This window comes from Paraburkholderia sp. BL10I2N1 (assembly GCF_004361815.1).
Lineage (GTDB): Bacteria > Pseudomonadota > Gammaproteobacteria > Burkholderiales > Burkholderiaceae > Paraburkholderia.
Map to the genome: position 1 here is coordinate 840,225 of NZ_SNWA01000002.1, position 16,266 is coordinate 856,490.

The 16,266-nt window shown below is 62.9% G+C and carries 13 protein-coding genes and 2 pseudogenes; 11 read left to right on the forward strand and 4 right to left on the reverse strand.

Annotation, left to right across the window (positions count from 1 at the left end; genetic code table 11):
* Positions 1-281: 281 nt before the first annotated feature.
* Entirely contained in the window at positions 282-602 is a 321-nt protein-coding gene (locus B0G77_RS25795) for a hypothetical protein (protein ID WP_133664859.1), read from the forward strand.
* A gap of 22 nt (positions 603-624) precedes the next feature.
* Here B0G77_RS25795 and B0G77_RS25800 read toward each other — a convergent pair whose 3' ends face one another.
* Positions 625-1,452 carry a TlpA disulfide reductase family protein gene (locus B0G77_RS25800; RefSeq protein ID WP_133664860.1) on the reverse strand — a complete coding sequence of 276 codons (828 nt, stop codon included), beginning with the start codon at positions 1,450-1,452 and terminating at the stop codon, positions 625-627.
* A 30-nt stretch (positions 1,453-1,482) separates the two neighbouring features.
* Here B0G77_RS25800 and B0G77_RS25805 point away from each other — a divergent pair, with 30 nt between their 5' ends.
* Both B0G77_RS25805 and B0G77_RS25810 read left to right on the forward strand, forming a co-directional pair.
* Positions 1,483-1,812 (forward strand): DUF2322 family protein, encoded by a 330-nt coding sequence (locus B0G77_RS25805; RefSeq protein ID WP_133664861.1) that lies wholly within the window; start codon positions 1,483-1,485, stop codon positions 1,810-1,812.
* Between the two features lie 238 nt (positions 1,813-2,050).
* A pseudogene (locus B0G77_RS25810) lies at positions 2,051-3,279 on the forward strand (YeeE/YedE family protein).
* Positions 3,280-3,311: 32 nt separating this feature from the next.
* On the opposite strand, the gene B0G77_RS25815 reads toward B0G77_RS25810, so the two are convergent.
* On the reverse strand, positions 3,312-4,523 hold the full coding sequence (locus B0G77_RS25815) for an amino acid aminotransferase (protein ID WP_133664862.1): 1,212 nt from the start codon (positions 4,521-4,523) through the stop codon (positions 3,312-3,314).
* Between the two features lie 321 nt (positions 4,524-4,844).
* Between B0G77_RS25815 and B0G77_RS25820 the strand changes: the two are divergent.
* Positions 4,845-5,009, forward strand: a pseudogene (locus B0G77_RS25820) (aldehyde dehydrogenase family protein); the annotation flags it as partial.
* A gap of 171 nt (positions 5,010-5,180) precedes the next feature.
* Here the strand turns inward: B0G77_RS25820 and B0G77_RS25825 are convergent.
* Positions 5,181-5,771 carry a YSC84-related protein gene (locus tag B0G77_RS25825; protein ID WP_133664863.1) on the reverse strand — a complete coding sequence of 197 codons (591 nt, stop codon included), beginning with the start codon at positions 5,769-5,771 and terminating at the stop codon, positions 5,181-5,183.
* Between the two features lie 272 nt (positions 5,772-6,043).
* Here B0G77_RS25825 and B0G77_RS25830 point away from each other — a divergent pair, with 272 nt between their 5' ends.
* Positions 6,044-6,490 carry an Ohr family peroxiredoxin gene (locus B0G77_RS25830; RefSeq protein WP_133664864.1) on the forward strand — a complete coding sequence of 149 codons (447 nt, stop codon included), beginning with the start codon at positions 6,044-6,046 and terminating at the stop codon, positions 6,488-6,490.
* A 68-nt stretch (positions 6,491-6,558) separates the two neighbouring features.
* Complete coding sequence (locus tag B0G77_RS25835) at positions 6,559-6,831, forward strand: hypothetical protein (RefSeq protein ID WP_133664865.1); 273 nt, start codon at positions 6,559-6,561, stop codon at positions 6,829-6,831.
* A gap of 163 nt (positions 6,832-6,994) precedes the next feature.
* Here the strand turns inward: B0G77_RS25835 and B0G77_RS25840 are convergent, their stop codons facing one another.
* A complete protein-coding gene (locus tag B0G77_RS25840; protein WP_133664866.1) occupies positions 6,995-8,056 on the reverse strand; it encodes a methyltransferase in 1,062 nt (353 codons plus the stop codon).
* Positions 8,057-8,254: 198 nt separating this feature from the next.
* Here B0G77_RS25840 and B0G77_RS25845 point away from each other — a divergent pair, with 198 nt between their 5' ends.
* The 5 genes from B0G77_RS25845 (at position 8,255) to B0G77_RS25865 (ending at position 16,034) form a co-directional block, all read left to right on the forward strand.
* Entirely contained in the window at positions 8,255-9,712 is a 1,458-nt protein-coding gene (locus tag B0G77_RS25845) for a cytosine permease (RefSeq protein WP_133664867.1), read from the forward strand.
* Between the two features lie 435 nt (positions 9,713-10,147).
* Entirely contained in the window at positions 10,148-11,479 is a 1,332-nt protein-coding gene (locus B0G77_RS25850) for an MFS transporter (RefSeq protein ID WP_133664868.1), read from the forward strand.
* 369 nt (positions 11,480-11,848) lie between these two features.
* Positions 11,849-12,976, forward strand: coding sequence for a polymer-forming cytoskeletal protein (locus B0G77_RS25855; RefSeq protein WP_243751209.1), 1,128 nt, complete (start codon positions 11,849-11,851; stop codon positions 12,974-12,976).
* Positions 12,973-13,347: a hypothetical protein gene (locus B0G77_RS25860; RefSeq protein ID WP_133664869.1), complete on the forward strand. Its 375-nt coding sequence runs from the start codon at positions 12,973-12,975 to the stop codon at positions 13,345-13,347. The genes B0G77_RS25855 and B0G77_RS25860 overlap by 4 nt, the downstream gene beginning before the upstream one ends.
* 479 nt (positions 13,348-13,826) lie before the next feature.
* Complete coding sequence (locus B0G77_RS25865; protein WP_133664870.1) at positions 13,827-16,034, forward strand: glycoside hydrolase family 28 protein; 2,208 nt, start codon at positions 13,827-13,829, stop codon at positions 16,032-16,034.
* The last annotated feature ends 232 nt before the right edge of the window (positions 16,035-16,266 follow it).

Genomic DNA, 16,266 nt, shown 5'->3' on the forward strand with positions numbered 1-16,266 from the left:
CGTTTCAGTGGCGATTGTAGGTCTCGTGCTGGCAGGGCAACCAACGAATCAGCCGTCCATTTCCATCTAATCTCTTTATCGGATCAGGTAACGGAAGTGCTGCTATAGGCTGCCGGATGGCCGCTAGCAGGTCGCGGCGCATAGGGCCAAAGCCGGTGTGAAAGCTTTCTCGCCGTCCCGTTGCCTGCTACGCCACCGTCACGCGGCACCCGTTTCTCTCCGCTGGGGCATAGAATTGCCACTACACAGACAACCCCGGATCAGGCAATGGACCAGCAACAATGGGATTTTATCGACGACTATTTTTGCGGCCAACTGGTGAGCCGGGATGGGGCGCTCGACGAAACGACGCCGACAAGAAAGGCTACCCGGATTATCTCCAGTTGTCCCTGCAACTGTGTCGCCCAGGCGCCATTGTCGTCGCGGACAACGTGGTGCGAGGGGGCAGAATGGCTGATCCTGCCAGTACAGACCCGGACATCATTGGTCTGAGAAAGTATTTCGATCTTCTTGCCGCCCATCCGGAGCTCTCGTCGACCGCCATGCAGACCGTCGGTGCAAAGGGCTGGGACGGGTTCTCGATTTCACTCGTGAAGCCCTGAACGAGCAGGCGGACGCGCCCCCTTACGGCGATGGCGTCGCACCTGTTGCGGCGTGAACGGCAGGATAGAGAGTGGTCAGCGCACGCTCGAACGTGGCACGCGAAAACGCTCCGAGATGCACGGCGAGCAGCGTGCCGCGCGCATCGTAGAACAGCGTTGTGGGAAACGCGCGCGCGCCCACGGCTCGCGCCAGCGTAAGCGCCGGATCGAGCAGCAGGTTGCGCACATCGATCCGCTGCGATGAGAGATATCCGGTTGCCGTTTCGCGCGTTTCGCCCTGATTGACGAACACGACGTCGACGCCGCCGAAGTCGCGCTGCGCCTCGGCCAGCACGGGCATTTCCGCGCGGCACGGCCCGCACCAGCTCGCCCAAAGATTGATGACAAGCGGCTTGCCGTCGTCGCGGGCAAGCGGATGGACATGGCCACCGAGATCCGGCAGGTTCAGGCGCGGTACAGTTTTGTCCTGCGGCGACGCGCCGGCCGCAAGCGTCGCAACACTCCAGCCCAGCACGCCGACCGCCGACGCAACAAGCACCGCGCGCCTCACATGACGGCGCCGCAACAGCATCCAGCCGAGCGCGAGCGCACCTGCGACCACGCCTGGCAGCAAATCGAAGCCCAGATCCCGAATGTCCAGCGCCGTCACCGGCGCGGCCCGATACGCAGGCAGATAGTGGAGCACAAAAGACAGCCGGGAGACCACCAGACCGGCCAGCACGCTATTCAGGATCGCCGCGTCGGCGTCCGTGCGCGCAGCACCCCGCGCGGCAAGGCGCACCGCAGCGAGCGCCTTTCGTTCCTCAGGAATGGGAATCCGCGTCTTGCCTCGTATAAGATACGGCTCCACGCGATTTTCGGAACAAACGGAGTGTTTGCAGTGATTCAACCGAGCAACGTATTCACGGACAACCTCGCCCAACTGCCTGCCATCGAAGGTATCGAGCGTATCGATCTGGTCGACGGCAAGGGTGCCGTGGTGGCAAGCATCGAGAACAAGCCGGGCAAGCAGGGCTCGCTGGCGGTGTACCACTATCTCCTGAAAGCATTCGGCACGCTGGACGCCAGGGCGGCCGGGCACGGCCTCGCGGTGTTTGCCGAGCACACGGCGGACGCGCGCAACCGCCCGGGTGCGCATCCGAACGTCGACCGCCTGCTGGAGATCGAGGCCGGTGCGGAAGCGTTGCGCATTGAGGTCGTCGCAGTCTGAGTGCGCGCCCAAACGACGACGCGACGCGGATCGCATCGGGCCACCTCTCACCGCGACCGGGTAGTGAATAGCTGATCTAATCGAAATCCGGGGTTTGATGCCGGAATTTCTCGGCACTTCAACTTTTCTTGAACTCGCGCAGGTTGCGGAAAGCGGCGTCACTGCGCCGTGCACGCGCAGGGCGCTTTCTCCGAACGCGGGACAATAACACTTTGTCTTCACTGTTGCGGAGCGCCGCATGTCCGATTACGCGTCACCCGTCCCACGGTCCCCAGTCCCACGGCGTTTTAGTATCGACCCCAAGCCACTCGGCATCTCCGCGGCTCTGATCGTCCTTGGCGCGTTGTATCTCGCGCAAACCGTCAGCGCCCGCCAGGCCGCGTTGTATGTGGTTGGCGCACTGCTCGGCGTCGCGCTGTATCACGCTGCGTTCGGCTTTACGTCGGCGCGGCGTGTGCTCATCGCGGACGGGCGCGGCGCCGGTCTGCGCGCGCAGATGGTCATGCTCGCGATTGGCGTGGCGCTCTTCTTTCCCGCGTTGTCCGCCGGTTCACTGTTCGGCATGCCGGTCGCAGGATTCGTGTCGCCGGCGGGCACGTCGGTCGTGGTTGGCGCGTTCATCTTCGGTATTGGCATGCAACTCGGTGGCGGGTGCGCGTCGGGCACGCTGTACACCGTCGGTGGTGACAGCACGCGGATGATCGTGACGCTCGTCGCGTTCATCGTCGGCTCGGTCGTGGCAACGGCCCACATGCCGTTCTGGCGCGCGCTTCCGTCGTTGAAGCCCGTTTCGCTCGTCAAGACGCTTGGTGCGGGGCCCGCGCTTGCCGTCAACTGGATCGTGTTCGCGGCCATCGCGGCGCTGACCGTCGTCATCGAAAAGCGGCGTCACGGCCGCCTCGTCGGCTCCGATACCCGCCCTGCGCACGCGTCGCCGTGGCTGCACGGGCCGTGGCCGATGATGGCCGGCGCGGTTGCGCTCGCCCTGCTCAACTTTGCCACGCTCGCGCTGTCGGGGCGGCCATGGGGCATTACGTCGGCTTTTGCGCTGTGGGGTGCGAAAGCGGCATCTGCGATCGGCTTCGACGTCGCGAGCTGGCCGTATTGGGCCGGCAAGGCCAACGCCGCGGCGCTCGCCGCGCCCGTTTCACGTGATGTGACCTCGGTATGGATATCGGCATTGTGCTGGGCGCAATGCTTGCCGCGGCGCTGGCCGGCCGCTACGCGCCGGTATGGCGCGTGCCGATGCGTTCATTCGTTGCGGCTTGCGTCGGCGGTCTGCTGCTTGGCTATGGCGCGCGGCTCGCTTATGGCTGCAATATCGGCGCGTATTTCAGCGGCATTGCGTCGGGCAGTCTGCACGGCTGGCTGTGGCTTGTCGCGGCGTTCTTCGGCAACGTGCTCGGCACGAAGCTGCGTCCGCTGTTCGGGCTGGAAGTGGAGCGGCTCAAGCCAACCTCGTGCTAGCGTTTTACGCGGAAGACGCGCGACTACCCTCATCATTTCTGTGCGTCGCGGTTGGCGGCCACCAACGCGATCGCGGACACCACATAACCGACATTCTGCTGATTGAGGCCCGCCACGCACATCCGTCCCGAACGGAGCAGATAGATCCCGTGCTCAGCGCGCAGCCGCTCGACCTGCCCCTCGCTTAGCCCCGTGTAAGTGAACATGCCGACCTGCGATGTATAACGCTCGCGCATCACGTCGTCGACGAGCCCCGCAAGTCCTTCGTGCATCCTGCCGCGCATCGACTTGATACGCTGTCGCATCGAGGCCAGCTCGCTCTCCCACGCGGCGCGCAGCGCTGCGTTCGAAAGAACGCCCGCCACCAGCTTCGCGCCGTGCGTGGGCGGGTTGCTGTAGTTCGACCGGATCGCAAAGGTTAGCTGCCCGAGCACGCGCTGCGCTTCGTCAGCGTCGCGGCACACAACGCTCAATGCGCCGCAACGCTCGCCGTACAGCGAGAAGTTCTTCGAGAACGAACTGGCGACGATCAAAGGCACACCGGCGTCTGCCAGCGAACGCACGCAGGCGGCATCTTCATCGAGCCCATCGCCGAATCCCTGGTACGCCATGTCGACGAACGCAATGAGTTTTCGGCGCTGGAGGACGGGTATCAGTTCGGCCCATTGCGCCCGGTCGAGGTCGACGCCGGTTGGGTTGTGGCAGCAGGCGTGCAGCAGAACGACGCTACGCTCGGGCAGCGAATCGATCGCGGCGCGCATCGCATCGAAGCGCAGGCCGCCGGTCTGCGGGTCGTAGTACGGGTAGGTGTTGACCGTGAGTCCGGCGCCTTCGAACACGACGCGATGATTCTCCCAGCTCGGATCGCTGATCCAGATCTGCGAAGCTGGCAAGTGGCGATGCAGGAAATCGGCTGCAACCTTCAGTGCCCCGGAACCGCCGAGCGTCTGCAGCGTCGCGATACGGCCCGCAAGACGTGCCTCGTGATTCGCGCCGAAGACCAGCGCCTGGGCGGCGTCGCGATAGCCGGCATGACCCGCCATTGGCAGATAGCCGCGCGGGGCGGCCGCTTCGAGCAGCGAGGCTTCGACAGCCTGAACGGCACTCATCACAGGTAGCCGGCCCGCTTCGTCGAAGTACATGCCGATGCTCAGGTTGACTTTATCGGTGCGCGGATCGCGCTGGAAGTCTTCGTTCAGGGAAAGAATCGGATCGCCGGCATAGGCGGGCACATTTTCGAACATCGCGTCTTCCTTCATGGATGGCAACGGGCGCGCGGATTGCGATGTGCCCAAAGATACGAGCCTATACGGCCCGTTTCGAAACGGACATGCCCGCAAGAATCAGACACATGCCTGATCCTATCACTCGCTGGCCCCGGGCCGTACGAACGTGACGGGACCGCCGGATAGACTCAAAAACATGCCCGGCCGGCTCATTCGCCCACGTGAGCACCCAGGCGCGGTTGTGGACGGCCGTTCATGGCAGGGAATGCGTCCTGCGCGGCGTGACGTTTCGTTAGCGCCTCGAGGCGCGCGGCCTGGTTTTCCTGGATGTCCGTTCACGAGGTCGCGTCAAGCATCGACGCCGGACGCGTGCTCGTCAACACGCTCGCCCATGAACCGGCCGCGCCATTCGGCGGCTTCAAGCAATCGGGGATCGGCCGGGAGTACGGCGCGTTTGGGCTGGAGGCATTTCTTGAGCCGAAGGCCGTTCTTGGCGTGCTGTGAGGCTCGAGCCCAGACATCTGTTCGTGCGCCTCCTCTTCTGACCTGAGAGGACGGCCTGTGCTACGGCCAGGGACTTCGGCGACAGGTGATCCCTGAACATACACCGTGCAGTCCAGGGTCGGGAAAGTGTACGGGAGAGTTGGCGCCATCGCAGACTGCGATGGCAGCGCGTCAGATGATCAGGCGTGAGATCTTCGTTCCTTCCAGCGAGACGCCGGCCATCAGACCCGCGTTCGTCAGCACAAAGGCCTGGACCGGGCCTGTTGCCGTCGAAGTGTCGACGTTGCCGTTCGCACCGACCTTCAGCACAGCGACGGTTGCGTCGACACCGGCTGCCCAGCCGAGGCTGTGCGTAAATTCATCGAGTGCTTCCTGCGTCATGAACAGCATGATGATCGCTTTCGACTGCGCGCCGATCTGCAAGCCAAACGACGCCGCGGCAATGCTGTAATAGCCGCTCGTTTGCCCGCCTATGCGCAAGACGCCCTGGCCGTACTGCCCGCCGAACCAGAATCCGGCCGCGAACACTGAAGGAAACACCAGCACGCCGCGCGCGTTGTCGACAAGTTCGCGCGAGTCGTGGACTGCGGCGAAAAGACGTTGGAGGGTCGCGTTCGCGTCCGCGTCGAGTGACTGGCGCCGCCCGGCGTTGGCCTCGGGTGTCGCGTCCGACGACGGTGGCGTCGTCGTGCAACCGCTCAGTGACAGTCCTCCTGAAGCGAATATGGCGCTGGTCATGGCAATGAATCGACGGCGTTGCATGCAACCTCCTGTCAAGGCTAACTTTCTGCGCGAAAAGTGGACTCAGTCAGCGCGCGCCCTTGAGGCATGCGGCTCGCGCCTTAATGCGCTGACATCAGGAGCTGCCCGCTAGTTCCATCGAAGGGTTGCCGTATCCAGCCTATTGAAATACGCATGCGATTTAATCGGATACGCTTGACATCGCCAGATTTCTCGATCATTATGCGTCGCATGCGATTTAAACGCATACGAGTAACAAGCACCTGACACCCTTATCCCTCAAGGAATCCATCATGACCAGAATCGATAAAGTCCTCTTCTCCGGCAACACCCATACCACGGTCAACCGCGACCCCGCCGCCCAGCGTGGCGAGCACGGCGTCGTCGACATCAAACTATCGACGCCCAGCGGTGAAAACGTCGAGTTCATCGCGACCGAGCCGCACCCGAGAGCGGAGCAATTGTTTGCTGGCGCCTGGTCGGCCTGTTACATCACCGCGTTCGGGATCGCAGCCCAACTGAAGAGGGTCACGCTGCCGCCGGATTATTCCGTGGATATCCAGGTAGACATTGGGCAGACCGGTGCCGAGTGGTTCCTCGGTGCCCAGTTCACCATCCGCGTGCCGGGCCTGGCAAAGGAAGTCGTCGAGGCGATCGCGCACTCTGCCCATCAGATCTGCCCGTACTCGAAGGCTGTGCACGGAAACATTGAAGTCGGCCTGAATATCATCACGGCGTGAGCCACCAAGGCACGCGCCTCTCGCTAAGGCACGTGCCTTTCACTGAACATCTTTTAGGAATTTCTGTCATGAAGACCAAATTTATCGCCGCACTGCTCGTCGCACTTTCGGCATCCGCCGCCGCTCCCGCATTCGCCAGCGGCTATGGTCCGGCTCCGTTCTACAGGCCCTCGGTTGGCGCACCGGCGTCGCAACATGGTCAGAGCGTGCAAACCCTCGCCGCGGAGCGCGACGAGGCTACCGGCTCGCAAGAAGCGTATGGCGGAGTTGTTTCCGGCCACGCCCAATCGGCGGGCCGTGCCGCTGTGACGCCGCTAGACAACATCTACGCACGTCACTAGATCGCGCATCCCCGCAGCAGGCCGTTGTGCATCATGGCTGAGCCGCATATCGCAGTTGCTCGCTGGTCGGCCCATCCCCCGATCGCGCAGCAGGCCCGATACGGTTCGTCATGGTCGCCAGCGGCCTATGTGCCTGACCCAAGGGTTCGAAGCGTTACCTCGTTCAAAACGCGCGAAAGCGCTGGATCGGCTTGCCCTCGATCACGGTCGTGCCGGTAGGCGAATCCGTTTCGACCGTCTGGGTCAGCTCGAACCCGGCAGTGCGGTAGAGTGCACAATATTCCGCCTCGGTGCGCTCGCAACCTCCCGTCACAAGGAGCATGTTCAGGTCGGAGAGTTCGGGATAGATGGTTCTCGCGGCCGGGCGCAACATCGCTTCCAGCAAGACCAGTTTGCCGTCGGCAGCGATGGCCCGGCGGACGTTCTTCAGGATCGCGGTTGCCTTTTCGTCATCCCAATCGTGGATTACACGGGAAAGAATGTAGGTATCCCCTCCGGCAGGAACGGAGGCAAAGAAGTCGCCCGAAATGATCTCGCAGCGGTCTTCCAATCCAGCTTGGGCAATTGTGCTTTGGCCACCCGCCAGGGCGTGAGGCAGATCGAACAGTATGCCGTGCATGCCCGGATTTCGCGTCAGAATGTCGGCAATGATCCTCCCATGTCCTCCACCCACGTCGACGATTTGTCTGGCTGGAGAAAAGTCATACGCTTCCAGCACGCCGATCATATGAAGGGTCGAGAAGGCGGTCATCGTGGCATTGAAGAGTTTCGTCCGCTCGGGCTTGCTCAGCAGCCAATCGAAACAGTTGGAGGCGCCAGAGAGTTTTTGGCTGACGCTTTCCCCTGTCTTGACGCAGTGCTCGAAAAGCTCGATGACGCTCGCTCCGGCTTCGCCACCGATGAATAGAGCCGCGGAGTACAACGACCCCTCTGCGTCCCGCCTGAGCAGTTCGCCCAGAGGTCCCACCGTGAAGCGACCCGGTGTCTCTTCCGAAAAGACGCCAAAGTTCGACAGCGCTCGCATCGTGCGCCCGAGAGACCGCGCGCTGGCGCCGGCCGCCTCAGCCAGTTGTTCGATGCTCCTCGGCTCATCGGCGAGCAAATCGGCAATTCCCAGTGCCGCCACCACGTGAATCGCCTCTGAAATGAGCCGCATCTGGAGAAGCTCAAGCAGACGGGCGGCCGCCTCTGGTCTGGTCACTTGTAATGGAGCAGTGGCATGCATTTGCGGTCCTCCCAAGTCTGGCTGTCAGCATCCTGCGGAACCGGGTGTCTGGCAAGCACTTGTAGCTCAAGGACGAAAAGAACCTGCCAGAATTGCATACAGTTCTTGCATACGAGCTTGCTTCAGACACAGGGACATCGCCGCCCAGGGGCGTCTGGAGGTGTTTCCTCAGTTCCATGAACTCAAAGGAGATGACAGATGGAAATCCGCAATCCTTCGCCCGGTCTCTACAACGCAGATCTCGCGCCCTCCAGGGTGCGCAACTGGGGTGCCTTCAGCATTTTCAACGTCTGGACCTCCGACGTGCACAGCCTCTGGGGCTACTACCTCGCCGCCAGCCTGTTCCTGCTGTGCGGCAGCTTTACCAACTTTGTGCTGGCGATCGGGCTCGGCTCGCTGGTGATCTTCGCGCTGATGAATCTGATCGGCTACGCCGGCGAGAAGACCGGCGTGCCTTACCCGGTGCTGGCGCGCGCCTCGTTCGGCGTATGGGGCGCCAACCTGGCGGCGCTGGTGCGCGCCGTGGTGGCCTGCTTCTGGTACGGCGCACAGACGGCAGCGGCTTCGAGCGCGATGGTCGCGCTGTTGATCCGCAGCCCCAGCTTGATGGCGTTCCACAAGGGCACGCACTTCCTCGGCCACTCGGTACTGGAGGTGATCTGCTACTTCGTCGTCTGGGCGCTGCAGCTGCTCATCATCCAGAAGGGCATGGAAACGGTGCGCAAATTCCAGGACCTGGCCGGTCCGGCGGTGTGGGTCGCGATGCTGATCCTGGCGATCGGCCTATGCGTCAAAGCCGGCGGCTTCTCCTTCGACCATGGCATGCCGATGAACGTGCTGCTCGAGAAGACCAGGGACGCCGGCGTCAGCGGCGAGCCCGGCTCGTTCTGGGCGCTGATGGCAGTGGGCGCGACCTGGATCACCTACTTCGCGGCGCTGTACCTGAACTTTTGCGACTTCTCGCGCTACGCGAAGAACCGCGACGCGGTCAAGAAAGGAAATCTGTGGGGCCTGCCGGTTAACCTGATCGCGTTCTCGCTGGTCGCCGGCGTCACCACCATTGCGGCCTTCAGGGTGTACGGCGAAGTGCTGCTGCACCCCGAGCAGATCTCAGCCAAGTTCGACAGCTGGCTACTGGCACTCATCGCGGCGCTGACCTTCGCAGTCGCCACCCTGGGCATCAACGTGGTGGCCAATTTCGTCTCGGCGGCGTTCGACATCTCCAACACGTTCCCCAGGCGTATCAGCTTCAAGAAGGGCGGTTTCATCGCCGCAGCCATCGCGCTGGTGCTCTACCCGTTTGCGCCGTGGGAAGGCAACGCCGCGCACTTCGTCAACGCCATCGGCGCCACGATGGGCCCGCTGCTTGGGATCATCCTGGTGGACTACTATCTGGTGGCCAAGGGCAACATCAACGTCGCGGCGCTCTACCAGGAGCACGGCGAGTACCGCTACGAAGGCGGCTGGAACGTCAACGCGCTGGCCGCGGTGGCGGTCGGCAGCGTGTTTTCGACCTTCCTGCCCAACTTCACCAACCTGCTACCGGCCTGGTGGAATACATATGGCTGGTTCTTCGGCGTGGTGATCGGCGGCGGCATGTACCTGATCATGGCGACGCTGCGGCCACGTACCTCGATCGCCCCGACCCGCGCTTGACGGTCTGGCTGGGCAGCTAGGCGTGGTTTCCCCGCGCCCAGCCCCATCAGGTAGGGTCGAGCACTGGCGCGGCACCGCCGGCGGGTGCATCCCGGAAGCGGGCGGTCGGTCACCGCGTGCGGCTCGCGAATGGCAGATTCGGCCGACGGCCCGGCGCGCCGGGCGGTCGAGGGCCTGGCAATCACGTACACGAAGCCAGACGGGCGGCCTTCGTTTGCACCCTTTTGTTTCGCCGCACGGCGTTCTCTTGCATATGCCGGATCAGTGTCCTAATTTTTTTAATGATCTCGCCAGACAGGAAGCATTGAGCACGAGGAGTGGCAAGCAAAACGCACGAGGCGCATCGTGTTCGACCAGCTGGCTCAGAGCAGCAGCCAGAATCACCCGCCGTCGCGCAGCGTCGGGGCCGCTGCGCGATGCTCATGGACTTCCGACATGACCCTACCCAGTCCAGCCCAGGAGGTGTCGGTCAAACCACCCGACCCTCGCCTGTCGACGCTCAGTCACATACAGATCGCGTCGCTGTGGTTTGCGCTCTTTGCCCAATGGATGACGGTCGTTCCGGTGCTCGTTCCGGCACAGGTTGCCGAAATGCTCGGACGCGATGCCGCAGTAAAGGAAGGCGTAGCCGGCTCCGTGATTGCGGCTGGCGCATTTATTGCGATGGTCGTGTCGCCGCTGGCCGGGGCGCTGTCGGATCGCTGCTCTGCAAAACATGGGCGTCGGCGGCCGTTTCTCGTCGCCGGCGTGTTCGGCACCTCGGTCGCACTGTTATGGCTTGCCTCGTTCAACGGTGCAGGGAGCATGTGGTTGTACACGCTCGCGTTCCTGCATCTTCAATTCTGGTGGAACTGGGCGGCGGGCCCCTACGCCGGGCTGGTACCCGATGTCGTGCCGAAACAGGAAGCTAGCCGCGCGAGCGCGTGGCTCAACGTGATGACCGTGCTCGGCACCGTCACTGGCAACGTGGTGCTCGTCGCGCTGTATTCTCCGCGTCGCGTGTACCCCGCGGTCGCCACGTTCATCGCGATCATGTTGCTCTGCCTTTGGCTGACGATTCGCGGCTCAAGCGAGCCGACGCCTGCCGGATCCCGCGAGCGGTTCGAACTCTTCGCGTTCATCCGCTCGTTCTATCTTGATCCACGCGTGCACCGGAACTTCTACTGGGTGCTGGTAACCCGCCTGTTCGGGAACATGGGAATCTGGTCGATCTTCACCTTCATGTTGTACTACCTGCAGGACGTGACAGGCATTCGTCATCCGACCAGTCTCCTGAATGCGCTGCTTGGCGTCGGCGTGGTGCTGGCGATCCCGGCAAGCCTGCTGGGCGCCCGGCTTGCCGACCACCACGGCGTCGTTCCTGTCGTCCGCCTGACCAGCTGGATCATGGCCGGGGCTGCGATCGGCTTTGTCCTGCTGGCGCTGTGGCCGAACGTCCTGCTGGTGATCCCGGTCGCGTTGGTTTTCTGCGCCGCTTACGGCACCTATCAGGCCGTCGACTGGGCACTTGCGCTGCAGGTTTTGCCAGACGACGCGTCCGCCGGCAAGGACATGGGCATCTGGCACGTGTCGATGGTGCTGCCGCAGATCCTCGGTCCTGCCGCGACCGGGTGGATGCTGTCATGGGTCAAGGGGTTCGCGGGTGCCGGCCCCGCCTACGTTGCCGCGTTCGCCATCGCTGCGCTATGGTTTGTGCTGGCGGCGTGGCTCGTCTCGCGCGTCAGGATCGCTGCATTGCGACACGTATCCACTGGACTCGTCGGGTGAGCATGATGCGGCGCACGCCTCGCCCATTGCGCTCTCATCCACGCGTCATGACGGGTTGTCAATGGAACGGCACTCAACTGGCTTCAACAAAAGCCGCAATTGCGAGGAGCAAACGATGCCAGTTATGTCATTTTGCTGAGCGGTGAAAGCGGCGCGGGCTCGCCTGACGTCAACAGCTCGGCGATACCAGCCGCATCAAGCCAGCACCGCTTCCACGGGACGGCGGGGCGAGAACGGTAGCGTCGGCCCATAGCCGAAGCGGGGCTGCCGTTACTGGTTGATCGTTTTTTTGATCGGCTTCGGCAGACATCGGCGCTGCTTCGAGATCATGGAAGGCAAGGCTGTCGCCCGCACTCAAGGAGCACGATTATGCACCGGCTTGCCGTCGTATCCATCGCATTGCTTCTCGCACTCACGGATGTGGCCTCCGCGGCCGGGCGCGCAGAGCCCGGGTTCTCCCGCGACATCGGCGGTGATCACTTCGCTGCGGGCACCAGCGTCGAAATCGACCAGCCGGTAGCCGGCGATGCAATTGCCGCAGGAGAGGCGGTCATGCTTTCGTCGAAAGTAGCCGGCGATGTGGTTCTCGCCGGCCGTGACCTTCTTGTCGACGGCGATGCTGGCGAGAACCTCTACGCGGCGGGCAGCGAGGTGGTCATGAATGGCGCCGTCGGCCGGAACGCACGGGTTGCCGGCCGCAGGGTCGATATCGGGCGGCGTGCGCACATTGCCGGCAACGCCAGCGTCGCCGGAGGGAGCGTCAACGTGATCGGTGATGTCAAGGGTTACGTCGAGGCAGCAGGCGGCCGCATTTACATCGACGGCGCGGTCGGTGGCGACGTGGAAGCGAGTGGACGCGAAGTGGCGCTCGGGCCGAACGCGCGCGTGACCGGCGCGCTGCGCTACCGCAGCCCAAACCTGATTGAACAGGATCCGCGCGCCGTCGTCAGTGGAGGTATCGAACGGCTGACGGCGCACCGGCCTCCTGCGCCTGCTCGGCCGTTGCATCGAATCGGGCGCTGGATATGGACGATCGGCCTGATGGTCCTTGCCGCATTACTGGTTGCCGCGATGCCCGGCTTTTGCTTGAGTGTGTCCGAAAAGCTCCGCCAGCGGTTCCCGCTGAGCCTGTTGCTGGCATTCGTCGTGATCGTTTGCGTTCCTGTTGCCGCCATTGTGCTGCTTGTCACGGGAATCGGGGCGCCGCTAGGGATACTCGCCATCCTCGCCTACCCGGCGCTAATGCTCATCGGCTACGTCAGTGCGGGTATCGCGCTCGGCGATGCGATCCTGCGTCGCGTCCGGCCGACCGATGCGACGCTTAAACGGCGGCGCACTGTATTCGCGGCGCTGGCAACGCTGGCGCTTTCGCTCGTCGGATGGATTCCGTGGATTGGCGGCTTCATCGCCGTCGTCGCGTTACTCTCCGGTGTAGGAGCACTCGTTCTTCAGGGATGGGCCGCGGTTTCCGCCCGCAAGCCGCGGGAAACGGCATGACACTGCAGCTCCTTCGACGAAACGAGGAACGCGGCGGCGCGACCAACTGGTCGAATGCGCATTGTTACGACTTGCATGGATCGCCGGATGTCCGGTTACAGATCGACGCCGACCGTTTCCTGTCGAATCCAATTGTTAGCGAATGGCAGAAGATGGCCCGAACTCTGCCCGATGCAGACTGCGATCGGCCGCCGCTTGCAGCCGAATATGCAACAGGCATAAAGCGACCTGTTGCTGACGGTCGAGCCGTTGCAGTTCCAACGACAGGAATCAGAGCGGAACGGTCGTTCCATGCCCTTATTCGAGGGCAGGTCATCTTGAGGTTTGTTCAACGCCTGCGCGTGTCTGCAGGCTCGGAAACGCGCGGTTGACAGCGCCCGACGAACACGACGAGCCAGAACATCGAGTTCGCCTCGAGCCGGCGGCCCGGCTGGCTGATGTGCGAGCCGGCCAGACTCAAGGTCATCGGAGACCCGGCAGACGGCAAACTCAAGCCGTAGCGCGCTGTCGAACGACTCGCTGACGACGCGTCAGTTTCGCCGACTGATAGCAAGGGCGTCGATCCACCACAGCAGCGAGCCTCACCCCGCTCGTCTGACAAATTGCCCATACCGTAAGCTATTGGTAAATAATGCGCGGCAACTGAGACACCAGGAACATCACCTAGTTAAATTTGATTGACGATTTCCATGTCGTCCGACAACAATATTCATGGTGATCGAGCCAGCCGCTCCTGATCGGTCTCTTCGCTGTAATTGTGCATCTCCCGTTCGCACTAGCGTCGCCACGCGGCCCATGGCCGTCGGAGTTCAACCTCCCTCTCAGCGAGACAAAAAGGAGAACGAATCAAATGGCAACACATGACAAAGACGATCCCCTGCTCTCCGAAGCCCGCACCAATGCACCCCCCTCCCCCGGCCGGCGCGCATTCATGGCCTTTGCCGGCGTGTCCGCAGGCGCAACCCTCCTGGCGACCAGCCGCGGGGCGGCAGCAGCAGACTCAATGTTTCCGATTCCTTCCGCCCTCGGCGGTCAACCGCCGGCACAACCCGGCCACCCCGCCGCTGGGGACCCGATCTGGGACCCGATCTGGGGCCCGGACGGCCAGGCCACGGCCATCATCAGGAGGCTTGCCTACGTCAATCCCTCGATGTTCTCCCACGCCGACTTTCACGTGGCGAGCTACGGTGCGCGCGCACTCCCCGCTTCCGCGTTGATTACGTCGACCGCGTGGCCGGGCGGCAAGATTCCATGGGTGACTGGCGGTACGGAAGAGACCGCGCATCCGACCAACGACCGGCAAAGCCCAGGCTCGGGCGTGATGGTGCCGTGCGACTACACGGGCACGCAGTACGACTCGTGCGCCGCGTTCAATGCCGCGATCGTCGACGCGAGTCGCGTCGGCGGCGGCCGCGTGGTGGTGCCGGCCGGCAACTGGTATTGCGGGGGTCCGATCGTGCTCCTGAGCCGTGTGAACTTGCATCTGGAATCGGGCTGCACGATCTATTTCAGCCCGAACCCGGCGGACTACGCAAAGAACGGCCCGTACAAGACGGCGAACGGCAATCTGTACCACGCGCGCTGGCAGGCAAACGATTGCCTGAATTTCGGCTCGCCGATCTATGCGTTTCGCCAGACCAACATTGCAGTGACCGCCGACGACAACACCTGCGTGCTGAACGGTCAGGCGATGACGCCGATGCAACTGAGCAATCAGCCGCCGACCTCGTGCTGGTGGACCTACAAGGGAAGCAGCAACACGTACGGCTGTGCGGGTTCGTCGACGCCGTCGCAGGCTTATGCGAATCCGAACAACGTCCCACTGACGAGCCTCCCCGCTTCCCAAATCAGGAACCCGCAGGCAAACGTTTCCTTTACGAATCAGTACGGCGTGACAAGTTCGCTGATGGACCTGCTCACGGGCACGGGCTGGAACCAGGACCAGAACTATCTGCCCGCGCTGTCCGAGCTGCGCGTGCCGTTCGAGGACCGCATCTTCGGTAACGGACACTTTCTGCGTCCGTGCATGATCGAGTTCATCGGGTGCAAGAACGTGCTCCTGCAGAACTACCACACGCAGAACACGCCGTTCTGGCAGCACCACCCGACCGATTGCACGAACGTGGTGATCGACGGCGTGTTTGCCGACAGCGTCGGACCGAACAACGACGGCTTCGATCCAGACGCGTGCAACCACGTGCTGGTGCAGAACGTTCAGTTCAACACCGGTGACGACTGCATCGCGTTAAAGTCCGGCAAGTACCTCGACACCGAGTACGGTCCAATGCATAACATCGTGGTGCAGAACTGCACGATGCAAAGCGGCCACGGCGGTCTGACGATCGGCAGCGAAATGAGCGCGGGCGTGCAAAACGTTTACGCTCGCAACCTGACGATGCAGAACGAGAACTGGGCGACCAATCCGCTGAACATCGCACTGCGGTTCAAGACCAACATGAACCGCGGCGGGTTCATCAACAACGTCTGGATCAACGGCGTGACACTGCCCAACGGCCTGAACCTTGCCGGGAAGTACGGCGGCGGCGCGCTGGGTGCCGCGATCAGTCCGATCACGGGCCAGGGGACGACCGGTCTCGCAACGAACCCGCCTACGGGTCAAGGCGGCCTGATCACGTTCGACTGCGATTACAACCCGTCCGGCGATGCGGTACGCTGGAGTCCGTCGGCGATCAGCAACATCAACATCACGAACGTGCACGCGAGCAACGTGTCGGGCTCGGTGTCGTACTCGATGCCTTCGGGCTTCGTCGCCGGGTCGAACTCGTGCTTCCAGGCGCTCGTCATGCAGGGTCCCGAGGCGGTCGACTACAACGGTCCGCTGCCGGTGCCGACCGTGAGTCCGATCAGCGGCGTCACGATCTCGAACTGCAACCTCGGCAACCCGGTGTGCACGGGCGCAGTTCCGACGACGCCTTCGACGTCTGCGTCGGCCGCGCCGGGTCCGGTCTTCGTGAGCAATGTGAGCGGTATTACGCTGAGCAACGTGGTGATCGCGGGCACCACATACAACACGTCGCTGACCGCACCGGCGACCTGATGCGCGGTGACCGCGGTAACCGCGGTCACCGCTGTGACATCAAGCGACGAATCTATCCAGACCGCGGCCTGTCCCATTTTGCCTCGGCTCGAATCGAGCACCTAAATGCTTGCGATAAAGCGGAGCGCGAAGTGTCGTCGAATCAGGCGTTTAATACGTCACGACAACGCCCCGTTCGAACAGTAACTCTTCGATGTCACGCTGGCTCAGGATGAACCGGAGTACCAGCGCA

Coding starts and splice junctions, on each gene's coding strand:
- B0G77_RS25865 (WP_133664870.1), top strand. CDS start 13,827: ATGGCAACACATGACAAAGACGATCCCCTGCTCTCCGAAGCCCGCACC.
- B0G77_RS25835 (WP_133664865.1), top strand. CDS start 6,559: ATGAAGACCAAATTTATCGCCGCACTGCTCGTCGCACTTTCGGCATCC.
- B0G77_RS25840 (WP_133664866.1), bottom strand. CDS start 8,056: ATGCATGCCACTGCTCCATTACAAGTGACCAGACCAGAGGCGGCCGCC.
- B0G77_RS25860 (WP_133664869.1), top strand. CDS start 12,973: ATGACACTGCAGCTCCTTCGACGAAACGAGGAACGCGGCGGCGCGACC.
- B0G77_RS25825 (WP_133664863.1), bottom strand. CDS start 5,771: ATGCAACGCCGTCGATTCATTGCCATGACCAGCGCCATATTCGCTTCA.
- B0G77_RS25855 (WP_243751209.1), top strand. CDS start 11,849: ATGCACCGGCTTGCCGTCGTATCCATCGCATTGCTTCTCGCACTCACG.
- B0G77_RS25795 (WP_133664859.1), top strand. CDS start 282: ATGGGATTTTATCGACGACTATTTTTGCGGCCAACTGGTGAGCCGGGA.
- B0G77_RS25830 (WP_133664864.1), top strand. CDS start 6,044: ATGACCAGAATCGATAAAGTCCTCTTCTCCGGCAACACCCATACCACG.
- B0G77_RS25850 (WP_133664868.1), top strand. CDS start 10,148: ATGACCCTACCCAGTCCAGCCCAGGAGGTGTCGGTCAAACCACCCGAC.
- B0G77_RS25815 (WP_133664862.1), bottom strand. CDS start 4,523: ATGTTCGAAAATGTGCCCGCCTATGCCGGCGATCCGATTCTTTCCCTG.
- B0G77_RS25845 (WP_133664867.1), top strand. CDS start 8,255: ATGGAAATCCGCAATCCTTCGCCCGGTCTCTACAACGCAGATCTCGCG.